Genomic DNA, 15,832 nt, shown 5'->3' on the forward strand with positions numbered 1-15,832 from the left:
TATGGTTACAGTAAATCAGAATTATTTAAAACTTCCGGGAAGCTATCTGTTTTCCAATATCGCAAAGAAGGTAAGCGCATATAAGGAGGCCAATCCGGAATTTAAGGATTCTGTGATCAGTCTTGGAATCGGTGACGTGACACAGCCGCTTGCACCGGCGATCATCGATGCCCTTCATAAATCCGTAGACGAGATGGCACACGCAGAAACCTTTCACGGATATGCTCCGGATCTCGGATATGAGTTCTTAAGAAGTGCCATTGCAAAAAATGATTATCAGTCCAGAGGCTGCGACATCAGCGCAGACGAGATTTTTGTTTCCGATGGAGCAAAAAGTGATTCCGGAAACATCCAGGAGATTTTCGGACTGGATAACAAGGTTGCGGTCTGCGACCCGGTTTATCCTGTATATGTAGATACCAACGTTATGGCCGGACGTACTGGTCTGTATAACAAGGAGAGAGAGAATTTTGACGGTGTGATCTACATGCCCTGCAAAGAGGAGAATGGTTTCCTTCCGGAGATCCCGGCAGATGAGGTACCGGATCTGATCTATCTCTGCTTCCCGAACAATCCCACCGGTGGTGCGATCACAAAGGCAGCTCTTCAGGAGTGGGTCGACTACGCCAACAAAAACGGCTGCGTGATCATCTATGATGCAGCATATGAGGCATATATTTCCGAGGAGGATGTCCCGCACAGCATTTATGAGTGCGAGGGTGCGAGAACCTGTGCCATCGAGCTTCGAAGCTTTTCCAAAAATGCTGGCTTTACAGGCGTTCGTCTTGGCTTTACCGTTGTCCCGAAGGAACTGGTGCGTGATGGCGTAGAGCTTCACAGTCTCTGGGCAAGACGCCACGGAACCAAGTTTAACGGTGCTCCGTACATTGTACAGAGAGCAGGCGAGGCTGTTTACTCTCCGGAGGGAAAAGCACAGCTGAAGGAGCAGATCGCTTATTACATGCGTAATGCAAAGACGATCCTGGAGGGACTTTCCGCAGCAGGATTTTCCGTGTCCGGTGGAAAAAATGCTCCATATATCTGGCTGAAAACACCGGATCAGATGACCTCCTGGGAGTTCTTTGATTATCTCCTTGAGAAAGCACACATCGTAGGAACACCAGGTTCAGGCTTTGGTGCACATGGTGAGGGATATTTCCGTCTGACAGCATTCGGAAGCTATGAGAATACACTGGAAGCAATCGAGAGAATTAAAAATCTGTAATATGAGTATAAATTGCGGAGCAGGTCTTTGGAAAAGAGCTGCTTCGTTTTTTTACCGGATCAAAGAAGTATCCTGCTTCAATTGCGAATAGAAGCTCCAGACAGGGTTGCGAAAAGCAATAAACAGCGGGAAAAATTTGTCTGTAAGTTAATTTGCGAAAATAACAATAAGGATTGCGAAAATTTATCATATCATTTATAATTGTACAGGAAGTAAGGCACAGGCCGCAGAAAGTCTGTGTTCATAAAATTTCACAAATTTACGCAATCACGAAAGGGGATTTTATCATGGGTATCAGAAGAGTAGAAAATATGTGCGGCGGTAAAGGCCATGTGATCATCAAAGACATTCTTGAGGGAGACGAGCTGAAGGGAAAATGCGGACTTTACGCACAGGTTACCATCGAAAAAGGATGTTCTCTGGGATACCATGAGCATCATGGCGAGACAGAAACCTATTATATCTTAAGCGGTGAAGGCGAGTACGACGATAACGGCGTGAAACGCCCGGTAAAGGCCGGCGACATCACCATCACACCAGATGGAAAAGGACACGGTCTTACCAATACAGGCGACACAGATCTTGTGTTCATGGCACTGATCATTTTTGACTGATTCATATAGAAAAAAACAGAAGTGAGACAGAAGGGCGGCCTTTGTGAAGAGGCTGCTCTTTTTACGACTGAGGCGTAACCTGTGTCGGAGTATAAATTCTGGGATGAAAGATTCTCTGTCTCAGATTGTTATTAAACGAAATGTATTAATTGTATAAACAAAAAATATTTTTGGATTTTTTAGAAAAAAAACTGTTGACATACAAAAAGCACTTTGCTATACTATCACTTGTCGCGAGGGAGAAGATAAAGAATCCCGAAGAAATGCGATATGCGGAAGTGTCGGAACTGGCAGACGAGCAAGACTAAGGATCTTGTGAGCATTGCGCTCGTGTGGGTTCAAGTCCCATCTTCCGCATTTTTTATTTAGGAAACCTGCATCTGGAAACGGATGCAGGTTTTTTTGCTACCTAAAAATATCTGTAAAAAAGAAATCCGGATAGAATATATCATGTTTATATGATATGATAGAAGAAAACGGAAGGAGCATAGTCATATGAGAAGAAAAAGTGCAGGAAAAAAGATCATGGTCGTACTTGTAGCGGCAAGTCTGGCACTGACTCCGGCGGAGCTGACAGTGGCGGCAGAAATGGAAACAGAGAATGTGGAAGCATCATTTTGGGAAGAAAGTGGAGATACTGCATCCTCAGATCAAGAAGATTCTGCAGAGGTGGAAGCAGAGATTGCAGATGGATCAGCTGCTACAGAGGAACAGGAAACCACAGATACAGACAAGCCAGATACCGGGAACAACGTACAGGAGAATGCGGAAACCGGCGTAATGGAGCCTGGTGAAGAAGCACCAGAGAGTATTGCGGAAGAGGAAAACCTGGAGGATTCGGAAGCAGCAATGGATGGAGCGGAAGCGTTGGAGGAATGCGAACAGGCAGAAGAAAACGCAGCTTTTGATGATGGAACGAAGGATGCAGTGCAGGCGTCAGCAGAATACTCTGACGGAAAATTTACGTGGGTACTGGACGGGAATGGAACACTGACCATTACGGGAAATAACACGGAGCTGACAGAAAATGAGGTATCGGAAAGTGCTTTGAAGAATGCAGGTATTGATTTTTCCGGAGTAAACAAGCTGGTGATCGGGAAGGGAATCACCGGTTTTGATGAGTTCAGTATGAGAAATCTGAAAACCTGTATCAAGGAGCTGGAGATCAATGGAGATCCGGGGATGAACCTTCCGGAATTTTGTTTTGACGGTCTTGACAATATAGAGAATATCGTGATATCCGGTGCTGTGGATGTGCCGAGATATATGTTTGAAAAATGTACCGGACTGAAAGAGGTAATACTGAAAAACGGAATCCTGTCAGTTGGAGAATATGTCTTTAAAGGCTGCAGTAGCCTTGAATCGGTAATATTTGAGAACGTAGCACTGAAAAAGATCAGCGTCGATATGTTTTCCGGCTGCAGTGCGCTGAGTTCTATTGCGTTACCGGATTCCGTAACAGAAATAGAAAAGTATGCATTTTTCGAGACCGGACTCAGAAATATCCAGCTTCCGGAAAAACTGACGCTGATAGGAGCGTATGCATTTTGTAACTGCAAAAATCTGGAACAGGTCCAGCTTCCATCTCAATTAAAAGAGCTGGGTAATGGCGCCTTTAGCAGTTGCGAAAATCTGGCACAGATCCAGCTTCCGTCTCAGTTAAATAAAATAGGGATAGATGCATTCAGAGATTGTACATCCTTGGATAAGATTGACATACCTGCCGGTCTGAAGCAGATCGAGCCTGACACATTTCGCAATACCGGGCTGACCAGTGTGACCTTACATGAGGGACTGACGAAGATCAAAGATGGGGCGTTTCATGATTGCCTTAAGCTGAAAAAGATCCGTATTCCGAAATCAGTTACAGATATTGGTGGACTGGCATTAGGAATACGTTATAACAGGGGAAATGGTGCAGAGGAAGTTATTCCCGGTGGTTTTACAGTAGAAGGCTATACAGGCTCGGCAGCGGAACGATATGTAAAGAGAATGCATCAAAGTGAAAATTTATATCATGTATTTTTTAAAGATGTGAAATTTGTTTCCATTGGTGGACAGACTGCAGCGGTTACCAATATCAGCAAAACAAAGATATCCACGCTTAAGACCAGAGCCTTTACCGGAAAGCCGCTGACCCAGGCACTCACCATAACCTACGGCGGTAAGAAGCTTGTAAATGGCAGGGATTACACCCTTACCTGGGAGAATAATAAAAACATCGGAACTGCATCCGTTACTATCAAAGGAAAAGGAAAATATAACGGTTCTGTTACAAAAAAATTCCGGATCACGGTTCAGAAAAACGCAGTCTATACAGTCAGCAGGCTGAAATATAAGATATCCAATGCAGACACATCCGGCAAGGGAACCGTAGTCTTTACCGGAGCTACGGACAAGGCAGCAAGAAAGGCCCTTACGATCCCGACGACAGTAAAGATTGGTGGAAAGAGCTTTCGTGTAACAGCCATTGGCACCTCTGCAATGTCCGGAGCGAAGAAACTGACAACAGTGAAAATCGGAGCGAATATAATGACAGTAGGTGCGAAAGCCTTCTACGGCTGCAATAAACTCTCCAATGTAACGATCTTCGGCACAAAGCTTACGACAGCGAAGACCGGAGCCAATGCATTTAAGGGAATCCGTTCCAACTGCAGATTTAAAGTACCGGCTTCCAGGGTAAGTGCATACAAAAAACTCCTCCGTGCAAAGGGTGCCGGACCAAAGATAATCGTGACAAAATAACAGAAAAACCGAAAAAATAGAAAACTTTTGAAAAAAGGTGTTGACATACAAGATCCACTTTGCTATACTATCACTTGTCGCGAGGGAGAAAATAAAAAATCCCAAGGAAATGCGGTCATGCGGAAGTGTCGGAACTGGCAGACGAGCAAGACTAAGGATCTTGTGAGCATTGCGCTCGTGTGGGTTCAAGTCCCATCTTCCGCATTGGAAATTTCCAATGAAATGCGATATGCGGAAGTGTCGGAACTGGCAGACGAGCAAGACTAAGGATCTTGTAAGCATTGCGCTTGTGTGGGTTCAAGTCCCATCTTCCGCATGACTTTAAAACAGAGCTGTGAATCGCAGCTCTGTTTTTGGCTATATGAAAGTAAATTATTGCCTGCCTGCACTGGTGAGAAGCTGAAATGGGAAGATCTGCGTGATATATTTGTATTCGTTTCATATACAATAGGATAATTTTGGACATCTTAAGGGCTGATCAGACCGTAACTCCAATATTTTTTGAATTATTTTTTCAGAAAAGAGGAATTTGTGGTTTTGTGTAGAATATAATTAACAGAGGGTATTTTGTCGCCGCTGTTTGTCAGACTGTGGAGGAAATGCTTATGAACATCAGAGAGAGCATGGAACAGAGAGAACGGGAGCTTTTGAGCCCTTATGCTTCTCACAGCGCAGATACCAGAGGCCGGGAGCACCCGGAAGAGGAATGCGATGTGCGGACAACGTATCAGAGAGACAGAGACAGGATCCTTCATTGTAAGGCTTTTCGCCGTATGAAGGATAAGACACAGGTGTTTCTGGCACCACAGGGAGATCATTACCGTACCAGGCTGACACATACACTGGAGGTATCGCAGATCGCCCGGACTATTGCCAAGGCACTTCGCTTAAATGAAGATCTGGTGGAAGCCATCGCTTTGGGACATGATCTGGGGCATACGCCTTTTGGACATGCAGGAGAGAGAGCGCTGGATCAGGTACACCCGGGTGGCTTTGCCCACTATAAGCAGAGCGTCCGGGTTGTGGAAGTACTGGAGAAGAACGGAAACGGGCTGAACCTTACCTGGGAAGTCCGCAATGGGATCATGAATCACCGCACCAGCGGAAATCCTTTCACACTGGAAGGACAGGTGGTACGTTTTTCTGACAAGATCGCCTATATCCACCATGATATGGACGATGCCCAGCGGGCAGGGATCATCACAGAAGATGATATTCCTGTCACAATGAGAACTTTTCTGGGCTATACCACGAGAGAACGACTGAATACTTTCGTACATAATATTATAGAGAACAGTATGGGGAAAGACAGCATCTCCATGTCGCCGGATGTTTTTGAGGCGATGATGGAGCTTCGGGCGCTGATGTTCCGGAATGTCTATGAGAATCCGGTTGCCAGGAAGGAAGAGGATAAAGTGATCCAGATGCTGCGTGAACTGTACGGATATTATACTGACCATCCGGAGGCAATGTCCCGGGAATACAGGGAACTGGTGGAATACCGGGGAGTACCTAAGGAACAGGCAGTATGTGATTATATTTCGGGAATGACGGATCAGTATTCCATGGAGAAATTCAGGGAGATCTATATACCGAGAGCCTGGGAGGTCTATTAAATGGAAAAGAGGGATAAGCATGCGTTATTCAGATGACATCATAGAAGAAGTCCGAATGAAAAATGACATTGTAGACGTGATATCCCAGTATGTGAAACTGACACGGAGGGGGAGTTCCTATTTTGGGCTGTGTCCCTTCCATAATGAGAAAACCCCTTCCTTTTCCGTAACACCATCCAAGCAGATGTATTACTGCTTTGGCTGCGGGGCAGGAGGAAACGTATACAATTTTATCATGGAATATGAGAATTACTCGTTTGGTGAGGCGCTGTCACATCTGGCTGACCGGGCAGGGGTAGAGCTTCCGAAGATCGAGTATTCCAGAGAAGCCAGAGAAAAAGCAGAACAGAGAGCAAATCTTCTGGAGATCAACAAGCTGGCAGCACAGTACTTTTATTATCAGCTCCGGAGAGAAGGCGGAAAGACGGCTTACGGATATCTGACAGGAAGAGGTCTTTCCGAGGAAACCATCCGTAAATTCGGTCTTGGATATTCGGACAAGTACAGTGATGATCTGTACAAATATCTTAAGGGTAAGGGCTACAGTGATGAACTTCTCAGGGAATCCGGTCTGTTCAATGTAGATGAGCGGCGAGGCATGTATGATAAGTTCTGGAACCGTGTGATCTTCCCGATCATGGATGTAAACAACCGGGTCATTGGATTCGGAGGCCGCGTCATGGGAGATGGCAAGCCCAAGTACCTGAATTCACCGGAGACGAAGATCTTTGATAAGAGCCGGAATCTTTACGGGCTGAATGTGGCCAGAACCACCAGAAAGAATTATCTGATCCTCTGTGAAGGATATATGGATGTGATCGCCATGCATCAGGCAGGCTTTACCAATGCAGTGGCGTCGCTTGGAACTGCACTGACCTCCGGACATGCAAGTCTTGTGAAACGTTACACCAAGGAAGTTCTGCTTCTTTATGACAGTGACGGCGCAGGGATCCGGGCGGCACTTCGTGCGATCCCGATCCTGCGGGAGGCGGGAGTCACGTCCAGAGTAGTAAGCCTGAAGCCCTGGAAGGATCCGGACGAGTTCATCAAGAACGAAGGAGCGGAGGCCTTTGAGGAACGTCTGGACCGGGCCATGGACAGCTTTATGTTCCGTGTGCACATTGCGGAACAGGAATTTGCCATGGATGCACCCCAGGGGCAGAATCAGTTTTTTGAGCAGTGTGCCGGGATGCTTCTGGAGCTTTCCGATGAACTGGAGAGGAATCTTTATATAGAAGCCATCGTAAAGGAATATGGCCGCTATGGAGTGGGCACGGAGGATATCCGGAAAAGGGTCAACACGCTGGCTTTGAAGGGAACGCCTGCAGAGAAACGGATCCAGCCGAAGTCCGGGACTCCGGAAACAAAGAAAAAGGAATCCGCCGCAGACAAAGCACAGAAGCTGATGCTGACCTGGCTTGTGAATTATCCGGGTATTTTTGAACAGGTGGAAAAATACATTTCCCCTTCCGATTTTGTGGTACCGCTGTATAAAGAGGTAGCCCAGATGCTGTTTGAACAGCATAAGGAGGGAGAGACCAATCCGGGGAAGCTTCTCAACGCCTTTACAGACAGTGAGGAGCAGCGGGAGGTGGCATCTCTTTTTAACGCCACCATCCATCTGGAAAACGAAAGAGAACAGCAGAGGGCTTTTTCCGATGCGCTGCTACGGATCAAGGAAGAAAGCCTCAAAGAAAAAAACCGTACCTGGGACCCGTCAGACATGGCCGGGCTTCAGGAACTGATAAAAGCAAAAAAAGAACTGGAAGACCTTGGAAGAAAGAGGCAGCAACTGCATATTTCTTTCAATTAAGGATAAAATATAAACACTATATGGAGGTATAGAGCACCTATGGAAATGAATATGGCAAAATTCAGCGAGAAACTTGTAGAGCTTCTTGAACTTGCAAAAAAGAAAAAGAATGTGCTGGAATATCAGGAAATCAGTGACTTTTTCAAGGACTCTCCACTGGAAGTGGATCAGATGGAGAAGGTTTTTGACTTCCTGGAGGCCAGCGGTGTGGACGTTCTCCGTATCACAGAAAACAGCGGTGACGAACTCCTCCTTGATAACGATATGGATATGGATGGGATGGAAGATGAAGAAGAGGTAGAGCTTGATAAGATCGACCTCTCTGTACCGGAAGGTGTCAGCATCGAGGATCCGGTCCGTATGTACCTGAAAGAGATCGGTAAAGTCAGTCTGTTAAGTGCAGATGAGGAGATCGAGCTTGCCAAGAGAATGGAAAAGGGGGATGAAGCTGCCAAGAAACGTCTGGCAGAGGCCAATCTCCGTCTTGTTGTCAGCATTGCAAAGCGTTATGTTGGACGTGGAATGCTGTTCCTCGACCTGATTCAGGAGGGAAATCTTGGCCTTATCAAAGCTGTTGAAAAATTTGATTACAGAAAAGGCTACAAGTTCAGTACCTATGCAACCTGGTGGATCCGTCAGGCTATCACAAGAGCCATTGCAGATCAGGCGCGTACCATCCGTATCCCTGTGCATATGGTTGAGACCATCAACAAGCTGATCCGTGTTTCCCGTCAGCTGCTCCAGGAGCTTGGACGTGAACCTACGCCGGAAGAAATCGCTGAGGAGATGGACATGCCGGTAGACCGTGTACGTGAGATCCTTAAGATCTCCCAGGAGCCGGTATCTCTGGAAACTCCTATCGGTGAGGAGGAAGACAGTCATCTTGGCGATTTCATCCAGGATGATAATGTTCCGGTACCTGCAGATGCAGCTGCATTTACACTTCTGAAGGAGCAGCTGGTAGAAGTCTTAAGTACGCTTACTGACCGTGAACAGAAGGTTCTCCGCCTCCGTTTCGGACTGGACGACGGACGTGCCAGAACTCTGGAGGAAGTTGGTAAAGAGTTCAATGTCACAAGAGAGCGTATCCGTCAGATCGAGGCAAAAGCTCTGCGCAAGCTGCGTCATCCCAGCCGCAGCCGCAAGCTGAAGGATTATCTTGACTGATAAAAATATATCCGTACAGCTTTCCATGCGTCTTCGTGCCATTGCCGGTATGGTAACAAAAGGAAAACGGCTGGCAGACGTAGGATGTGACCATGGCTATCTGTCGATCTGGCTTGTTAGTGAAAAGACAGTTCCGTCAGCCATTGCCATGGATGTACGTCCGGGACCGCTTTCAAGAGCCAGGGAGAATATTACCCGTTATGGCCTTGAAGATTACATAGAGACCCGTTTGAGCGACGGGCTTGCGAAGCTTGAGCCGGGAGAAGGTGATACCCTGGTGATCGCGGGAATGGGTGGTCCTCTGATGGAAAGGATATTAAAGGATGGAGCGAAGGTCCGGGAGGGGTTTCAGGAACTGATCCTGCAGCCTCAGTCGGACCTTCCTCATTTCCGGCATTTTCTTTCTGAGATTGGCTGGGAGATCGTAAGGGAAGAAATGATAAAAGAAGACGGAAAATTTTATCCTATGATGAAAGCGGTACGTAACAATTCGGGAGAAAAGACTGTTTACACAGAGGAAGAGGCCTGGTTTGGACCTCTCCTTCTGAAAAAATGTCACCCGGTCCTTAAAGAGTATCTTATCCGGGAGGAAATGATCCGTAAGAAAATACTTGCCGGTCTTTCCGGGGCAGAGTCTGTTTCCGCAAAAACTCGTCTGGCAGAAGTAAAGGAGGAAATGGAGCTGATCCATACAGCTCTGAAACGATATGAAAGCATATGAACTGATCGAATGGCTGAATGAGCACCATCCGCAAAAATTTGCGGAGGACTGGGATAATGTGGGACTGCTGGTGGGAGATGACCAGAAAGAGATTTCCCATGTATTTCTTGCACTGGATCTTACGGAACCGGTGTTGGATGAGGCGGTGGCTGCTGGTGCGGATATGATCCTTACCCATCACCCAATGATCTTTTCCGGAATCAAAAAGATCAACAATCATACCTTTACCGGAAGAAAGATCCTCCGTCTGATAAAGGAGGATATCCCGTATTTTGCCATGCATACCAATTATGATGTGATCGGAATGGCAGATTTAAGCGCAGAGCATCTGAAGCTTCAGGATACAAGGGTGCTTACAGTTACTGATGGATCCGGGGAGCAGCCGGAGGGGTTCGGAAGAGTGGGAAAGCTTCCCTATGTTATGACTCTTGGTGAGTTTGGAAAATATGTAAAAGAATGCAATCATCTTCCGGATGTGCGGGTTTACGGTGATCTGGATCGGAAGATCGAGACTGTGGCGATCTGTACAGGAAGCGGAAAGAGTATGATCGGTGATGTAATGGCCGCCGGTGCGGATGTATATGTGACCGGAGATATTGATTATCATACTGCCATCGATACTATGGCAGATGGTCTGGCGATCGTAGATGCCGGACATTACGGTACAGAGTATATTTTTGCGGAAGCTATGGAGAAGGAACTGAATGAGGCATTCTCTGCGCTTAAGACAACCTGCGCCAGTGTGAAAAATCCATATACTGTTTTGTAAAAGCGGATTGCAAAAAAGTGCTTGTATTCATGAATATGTAGCGGGGCGGAATACGATTATCTGTTTCGGAAAAATGAATTGTGAAACACATGGCTGTCCGAAAAATCGGGTAGCTGTATAAATATATAAGCCTGTGGAGGGGATCGTTATGGAACAGACAATGATTAAAGTGACCATAAACGGAGAAACAAGGGAATACCCCAAAATGACACCGTATTCTAAGATCATAAGGGATTATGAGGGCAAAACAGAGTATCCGGTGATCCTTGTGACTGAGAACGGAAAGCTCCGTGAGCTTCACAAGAAGCTTCAGCATGACTGTACACTGGGATTTATAACCGCAAAGGACAGTGCCGGTCGAAAAACCTATCGGAGAAGTGCGATCTTTATTCTTTTGAAGGCAATTTTTGATGTAGCTGGAAAAGAGAATGTGGATCATGTTGTGATCCATTATTCTATTGGAAATGCTCTTTATTTTACCATGAAAGGCAGTGCTACCCTGGATCAGGGGCTTCTTGACCGGGTAAAAGTGCGGATGCGGGAACTGGTAGACCGGAAGCTTCCGATCTGCAAACGCAGTGTCAGCACGGATGATGCCGTTTCCATGTTCCACAGGCATCATATGTATGATAAAGAAAAACTGTTCCGTTATCGGCGGGTTTCCAGAGTGAATATTTACAGCCTGGAAAATTTCGAGGATTATTTTTACGGATTTATGGCACCAGATACCGGCTATGTGAAGTATTTTGATCTGCAGCTTTATGATGAAGGCTTTGTGCTGATCCTTCCGAGACAGAAGAACCCGGATGTGCTGGAGCCTTTTGAACCCCAGGATAAGATCTTCCATGTGCAGAAGGAATCGGAAGAGTGGGGCGATAAGCTGGATGTTGCCACTGTGGGAGATCTCAATGACCGGATCACAAGAAAAGGTGTGCAGAGCCTGATGCTGATCCAGGAGGCACTCCATGAGGCCAAGATTTCTTCGATTGCCGAGGAGATCCGGAGAAGGGGCAATGTAAAGTTCGTAATGATCGCAGGTCCGTCTTCTTCCGGAAAGACCAGTTTTTCTCACAGATTATCTATTCAGCTTTCTGCTCATGGTCTGAAGCCGCATCCCATTGCTGTGGATAACTATTTTGTGGATCGTGAACATACGCCGCTGGATGAATTCGGAGAAAAGAATTATGAGTGTCTGGAAGCCATTGACACGAAGCAGTTTAATGAAGATATGCTGAATCTTCTTTCGGGAAAAACCGTGGATCTTCCTACATTTAATTTCAAGACCGGATGCAGGGAATACCGGGGAGACCAGCTTCAGCTTGGAAAAGATGATATCCTGGTCATCGAAGGCATTCACGGGCTTAATGACAAGCTGAGTTATGCCCTTCCAAAAGAGAGTAAGTTTAAGATCTATATCAGTGCGCTGACACAGCTGAACATTGATGAGCATAACCGGATCCCCACAACGGATGGAAGGCTGATCCGTCGGATTGTCCGTGATGCACGTACACGTGGAACTTCCGCAAAGGATACCATTGCAAGGTGGCCTTCTGTACGGAGAGGCGAGGAGCAGAATATTTTTCCGTTCCAGGAGGAAGCAGATGTGATGTTTAATTCAGCTCTTGTGTATGAGCTTGCCTGCCTGAAGGTTTATGCGGAACCGCTGCTTTTTGGAATTGACAAGAGTGAACCGGAGTATCAGGAGGCGAAGCGGCTTTTGAAGTTCCTGGATTATTTTGTGCCGGTGCCCAGTGAGGGTGTTCCGTTTAATTCGCTTCTGAGGGAGTTTATTGGCGGTAGTTGTTTTAATGTATAAATTAATTGTATGAATAAAAAAAGCTATATGTAGATATAAGGCTCTATGCAGTGCAGATATCGGTTGGCACAAAGATGAGAAGATTAGGATTTCTCTGTGCATAGGATCTGTGGTGTGTGGAGCCTTTTGAGTGTGAATCGGAAAAGTTAAAGTCTTCTGTGGTGCTGCGGATGGATAACGGGATTTACAGGGCTTAAAGGAAAGGGAAAATGATCATGAAAGAAAAAGTACAACTGACAAAACTGGCTCCAAACTGTGGCTGTGCAGCTAAGGTAGGACCGGGGACTCTGGCGGGAGTTCTTGGAGGGCTGCCAAAGTTCTGCGATCCGGATCTTCTGGTTGGAACGGACACTTCGGACGATGCGGCCGTTTATAAGGTTTCCGAAGATCTGGCACTGATCCAGACACTGGATTTTTTTACTCCGGTGGCAGATGATCCTTATGATTTCGGGCAGATCGCGGCGGCAAATGCATTGAGTGATGTATATGCCATGGGTGGAACTCCGAAGACAGCTTTGAATATTGTGACGTTTCCGAAGGATATGGATGTGGAGATCCTCGGGGAGATCCTGCGTGGTGGTGCAGATAAGGTGATGGAGGCCGGGGCGGTTCTTGCCGGTGGCCATACGATCCAGGATGATACACCAAAGTATGGGCTCAGTGTGACGGGTTTTGTAGATCCGAGGAAGTTCTGGAAGAATTTTGGAGCGCAGACCGGAGATAAGCTGATCCTGACGAAGGCGCTGGGTGCGGGGATCGTGAATACGGCGATCAAGGCGGAGATGGTGACGGAAGGTGCACGTAAGGCGGTTTTGGCTTCCATGAAGAAACTGAACCGGGACGCCTGTGAGGTTTTTAAAGAGTTTGAGGTTCATGCCTGTACGGATGTGACGGGGTTTGGTCTTGGGGGACATGCTACGGAGATGGCTGTGGCCAGTGACCGGACGGTTGTGATCGATACGGAGAAGCTGCCGGTGCTTCCGGATGTGGAGGAGTTTGCTTCTATGGGATTGATTCCGGGTGGGGCTTACAGGAACCGGGAGTTTGCTGAGAAAACCGGAGTGAAAAGTGTGGCAGAGCTCTGGCGGGAGGATCTGGTGTTTGATCCGCAGACTTCTGGGGGATTGCTGGCGGCGGTTCCGGAGAGGGATGTGCCGGAGATCATGAAGCGGCTGGATGAGGCTGGTATGCAGGCTGGGGTGATCGGTGAGGTTGTGGATCGGCAGGAGTGGACGTTGGTGCTCCGGTAGGAAATTAATTTACAAACTAATGTTTGGGCGATGACGTCAGAGTGGATGGTTGCGTAGGGGGATACTGCTGGGGAAAGTGGTGGAAGCAGAATGACGGATGGCGGATGGCGGACGCCTGGGGAAGAGGATATCGGTCCGGGCAGGGACTCCGTCGGGGGATACTACTAGGACTCCGTGAGTCGGCTAAAAGCATTGCGGCAGGGCCAGAACTCGTCGTTGGCTCAGACAGCTGACCCTGCCGCAATAACGCTGACTCCCGCAGCCCAAGTAGTTATCACCCTTCCTCCGCAGCAGCCCAAACCGATATCCTCTCCCCCAGGCTGGTGCATCCAGCTGGTAGGAAAAACATAAAATGTGTGGAGAGTATGGTTGTGGGATGCAGAACAGGAAAATTACTGTTTACTGGTAATATTCCGCGAGGTGTTTTTTGTGAGCGAAGGTCACAGAAAACCCGAGCCATACTGCGCGAATTTATGTGATTAGCATAAATTCTGTGCATCGCGAAGCGTGTTACTGAGAATGGAGTGAACAGTAATTCATGAAATATAGGCTCTGTATTTTTTATATATTGTTTGCCTAAGGGATAAAAGCATGGTATTATCATATGAGCGGAAATTGAGAAGACATAAAGAAAGAATATGAAAAATGTGACGGGAAAGGAAGAATTATGGAGAAACATAAACATGAGAGAAGTACATTTTCCGGGAAGATTGGATTTGTACTGTCTGCAGCTGGTGCTTCGGTAGGGCTTGGGAATATATGGAGATTCCCTTATCTGGCGGCAAAGTACGGCGGTGGAATTTTTTTACTGATCTATATCATTCTGGCATTGACCTTCGGATATTCTATGATCGTGGCAGAGACAGCTCTGGGACGTATGACAAAGAAAAGTCCGGTAGGTGCGTTTGGAACTTTTGGTAAATCAAAGTGGCTGTCTTTGGGCGGTTGGATCAATGCGATCATACCGGTTCTGATCGTGCCGTATTATTCCGTGATCGGTGGCTGGGTAATTAAATACCTGGTGGAATATGTAAAGGGAGGTAGTCAGACTCTTGCCGAAGACGGATATTTTTCTGCTTTTATAGCGGATGGATTTTCTACAGAAACCTGTTTCCTGTTTTTTACACTGCTTACGCTAGTGATCATTTATGCAGGTGTGCAGAATGGCGTGGAACGAGTTTCCAAATTAATGATGCCGATACTGGTATTCTTGTCTGTGGTCATTGTCATTTATTCGGTAACGAGGCCAGGAGCACTGGAAGGTGTGAAATATTTTCTGATACCAAATATCAAACACTTCTCCTGGATGACAGTGGTTGCGGCAATGGGACAGATGTTTTATTCTTTGTCGATCGCGATGGGTATTCTGGTAACTTTTGGTTCCTATATGAAAAAGGATGTATCTATTGAAGGTTCTACACAAAATGTAGAAATTTTTGACACAGCGATCGCGATGATGGCAGGTCTGATGATCATTCCGGCAGTGTTTGCATTTTCCGGTGGAGATCCGGATACGTTACAGGCGGGACCGGCACTGATGTTTATTACGATTCCGAAGGTATTCGCAAGCATGGGATTTGGAACTCTGGTTGGAATCCTGTTTTTTATACTGGTTCTCTGTGCAGCTCTGACCAGTTCTATTGCACTGACTGAGAGTGCAGTATCTACTTTTCAGGATGAACTGAAATGGGGGCGCAAGAAGGCGACAGTATTTGTCGGAATTATCATGGTTGTTCTCGGAAGTCTTTCTTCTCTTGGCTATGGTACTCTGGCGTGTGTTAAGATCATTGGAATGCAGTTCCTTGATTTCTTTGATTTCCTGACGAACTCTGTCATGATGCCGATCGCAGCGATTGCTACCTGTCTTCTGATATCCAGAGTAGTTGGTACAAAGAAGATTGAAGAGGAAGTACTGCAGGAAGGTGGTACTTTCCGCAGAAAAAGAATCTTTAATTTTATGATCCAGTATCTTTGCCCAATCTTTGCGGCAATCATTCTTTTCAGTTCTGTGGCAAATGCATTTGGATGGATTTCCATGTAAAAGACATAGGAGACCAAGAAAATTCCAACTTTACAAGTCTATACACCTGTGTTAA

Annotated in this window: 11 protein-coding genes and 3 tRNA genes; all 14 read left to right on the plus strand. The window is 46.6% G+C overall.

What is annotated here, in order from left to right:
• Position 1 precedes the first annotated feature (1 nt).
• The 14 genes from ACTNDQ_RS01525 to ACTNDQ_RS01590 all read left to right on the plus strand — a co-directional run bounded on the left by ACTNDQ_RS01525 (position 2) and on the right by ACTNDQ_RS01590 (position 15,777).
• The gene (locus ACTNDQ_RS01525) at positions 2-1,225 is read left to right on the plus strand and encodes an LL-diaminopimelate aminotransferase (protein WP_021651140.1); all 1,224 of its coding nucleotides are present in this window, start codon (positions 2-4) and stop codon (positions 1,223-1,225) included.
• 287 nt (positions 1,226-1,512) lie between these two features.
• Positions 1,513-1,839, plus strand: a complete 327-nt coding sequence (locus tag ACTNDQ_RS01530; protein WP_015525755.1) for a cupin domain-containing protein — start codon at positions 1,513-1,515, stop codon at positions 1,837-1,839.
• A 272-nt stretch (positions 1,840-2,111) separates the two neighbouring features.
• A tRNA-Leu gene (locus ACTNDQ_RS01535) sits at positions 2,112-2,196 on the plus strand.
• Between the two features lie 138 nt (positions 2,197-2,334).
• Positions 2,335-4,584 carry a leucine-rich repeat protein gene (locus ACTNDQ_RS01540; RefSeq protein ID WP_441063397.1) on the plus strand — a complete coding sequence of 750 codons (2,250 nt, stop codon included), beginning with the start codon at positions 2,335-2,337 and terminating at the stop codon, positions 4,582-4,584.
• 119 nt (positions 4,585-4,703) lie between these two features.
• Positions 4,704-4,788: transfer RNA gene (locus ACTNDQ_RS01545), tRNA-Leu, on the plus strand.
• A gap of 27 nt (positions 4,789-4,815) precedes the next feature.
• Positions 4,816-4,900: transfer RNA gene (locus tag ACTNDQ_RS01550), tRNA-Leu, on the plus strand.
• A gap of 289 nt (positions 4,901-5,189) precedes the next feature.
• Complete coding sequence (locus tag ACTNDQ_RS01555; protein ID WP_278796519.1) at positions 5,190-6,200, plus strand: deoxyguanosinetriphosphate triphosphohydrolase; 1,011 nt, start codon at positions 5,190-5,192, stop codon at positions 6,198-6,200.
• Between the two features lie 19 nt (positions 6,201-6,219).
• Positions 6,220-8,013 carry a DNA primase gene (gene dnaG / locus ACTNDQ_RS01560; RefSeq protein WP_441063399.1) on the plus strand — a complete coding sequence of 598 codons (1,794 nt, stop codon included), beginning with the start codon at positions 6,220-6,222 and terminating at the stop codon, positions 8,011-8,013.
• A 39-nt stretch (positions 8,014-8,052) separates the two neighbouring features.
• Positions 8,053-9,180 (plus strand): RNA polymerase sigma factor RpoD, encoded by a 1,128-nt coding sequence (gene rpoD, locus ACTNDQ_RS01565; RefSeq protein ID WP_021651146.1) that lies wholly within the window; start codon positions 8,053-8,055, stop codon positions 9,178-9,180.
• On the plus strand, positions 9,173-9,901 hold the full coding sequence (locus ACTNDQ_RS01570; RefSeq protein WP_278796518.1) for a tRNA (adenine(22)-N(1))-methyltransferase: 729 nt from the start codon (positions 9,173-9,175) through the stop codon (positions 9,899-9,901). The genes rpoD and ACTNDQ_RS01570 overlap by 8 nt, the downstream gene beginning before the upstream one ends.
• Positions 9,888-10,670 (plus strand): Nif3-like dinuclear metal center hexameric protein, encoded by a 783-nt coding sequence (locus tag ACTNDQ_RS01575; protein ID WP_279201478.1) that lies wholly within the window; start codon positions 9,888-9,890, stop codon positions 10,668-10,670. Before ACTNDQ_RS01570 ends, ACTNDQ_RS01575 begins: the two co-directional genes overlap by 14 nt.
• Positions 10,671-10,818: 148 nt before the next feature.
• The gene (locus ACTNDQ_RS01580; RefSeq protein WP_288787489.1) at positions 10,819-12,486 is read left to right on the plus strand and encodes a nucleoside kinase; all 1,668 of its coding nucleotides are present in this window, start codon (positions 10,819-10,821) and stop codon (positions 12,484-12,486) included.
• Positions 12,487-12,701: 215 nt separating this feature from the next.
• Positions 12,702-13,736, plus strand: a complete 1,035-nt coding sequence (gene selD, locus ACTNDQ_RS01585) for a selenide, water dikinase SelD (protein ID WP_330664863.1) — start codon at positions 12,702-12,704, stop codon at positions 13,734-13,736.
• Positions 13,737-14,403: 667 nt separating this feature from the next.
• Positions 14,404-15,777: a sodium-dependent transporter gene (locus tag ACTNDQ_RS01590; RefSeq protein WP_279201473.1), complete on the plus strand. Its 1,374-nt coding sequence runs from the start codon at positions 14,404-14,406 to the stop codon at positions 15,775-15,777.
• Positions 15,778-15,832: the final 55 nt, after the last annotated feature.

It is taken from the genome of Blautia massiliensis (ex Liu et al. 2021) (assembly GCF_052064225.1).
Classification (GTDB): domain Bacteria; phylum Bacillota; class Clostridia; order Lachnospirales; family Lachnospiraceae; genus Blautia_A; species Blautia_A fusiformis.

Bases quoted from the DNA above. Each gene is read 5' to 3' on its own strand.
- ACTNDQ_RS01525 (WP_021651140.1), top strand. From the start codon at position 2: ATGGTTACAGTAAATCAGAATTATTTAAAACTTCCGGGAAGCTATCTG.
- ACTNDQ_RS01530 (WP_015525755.1), top strand. From the start codon at position 1,513: ATGGGTATCAGAAGAGTAGAAAATATGTGCGGCGGTAAAGGCCATGTG.
- ACTNDQ_RS01540 (WP_441063397.1), top strand. From the start codon at position 2,335: ATGAGAAGAAAAAGTGCAGGAAAAAAGATCATGGTCGTACTTGTAGCG.
- ACTNDQ_RS01555 (WP_278796519.1), top strand. From the start codon at position 5,190: ATGAACATCAGAGAGAGCATGGAACAGAGAGAACGGGAGCTTTTGAGC.
- dnaG (WP_441063399.1), top strand. From the start codon at position 6,220: ATGCGTTATTCAGATGACATCATAGAAGAAGTCCGAATGAAAAATGAC.
- rpoD (WP_021651146.1), top strand. From the start codon at position 8,053: ATGGAAATGAATATGGCAAAATTCAGCGAGAAACTTGTAGAGCTTCTT.
- ACTNDQ_RS01575 (WP_279201478.1), top strand. From the start codon at position 9,888: ATGAAAGCATATGAACTGATCGAATGGCTGAATGAGCACCATCCGCAA.
- ACTNDQ_RS01580 (WP_288787489.1), top strand. From the start codon at position 10,819: ATGGAACAGACAATGATTAAAGTGACCATAAACGGAGAAACAAGGGAA.
- selD (WP_330664863.1), top strand. From the start codon at position 12,702: ATGAAAGAAAAAGTACAACTGACAAAACTGGCTCCAAACTGTGGCTGT.
- ACTNDQ_RS01590 (WP_279201473.1), top strand. From the start codon at position 14,404: ATGGAGAAACATAAACATGAGAGAAGTACATTTTCCGGGAAGATTGGA.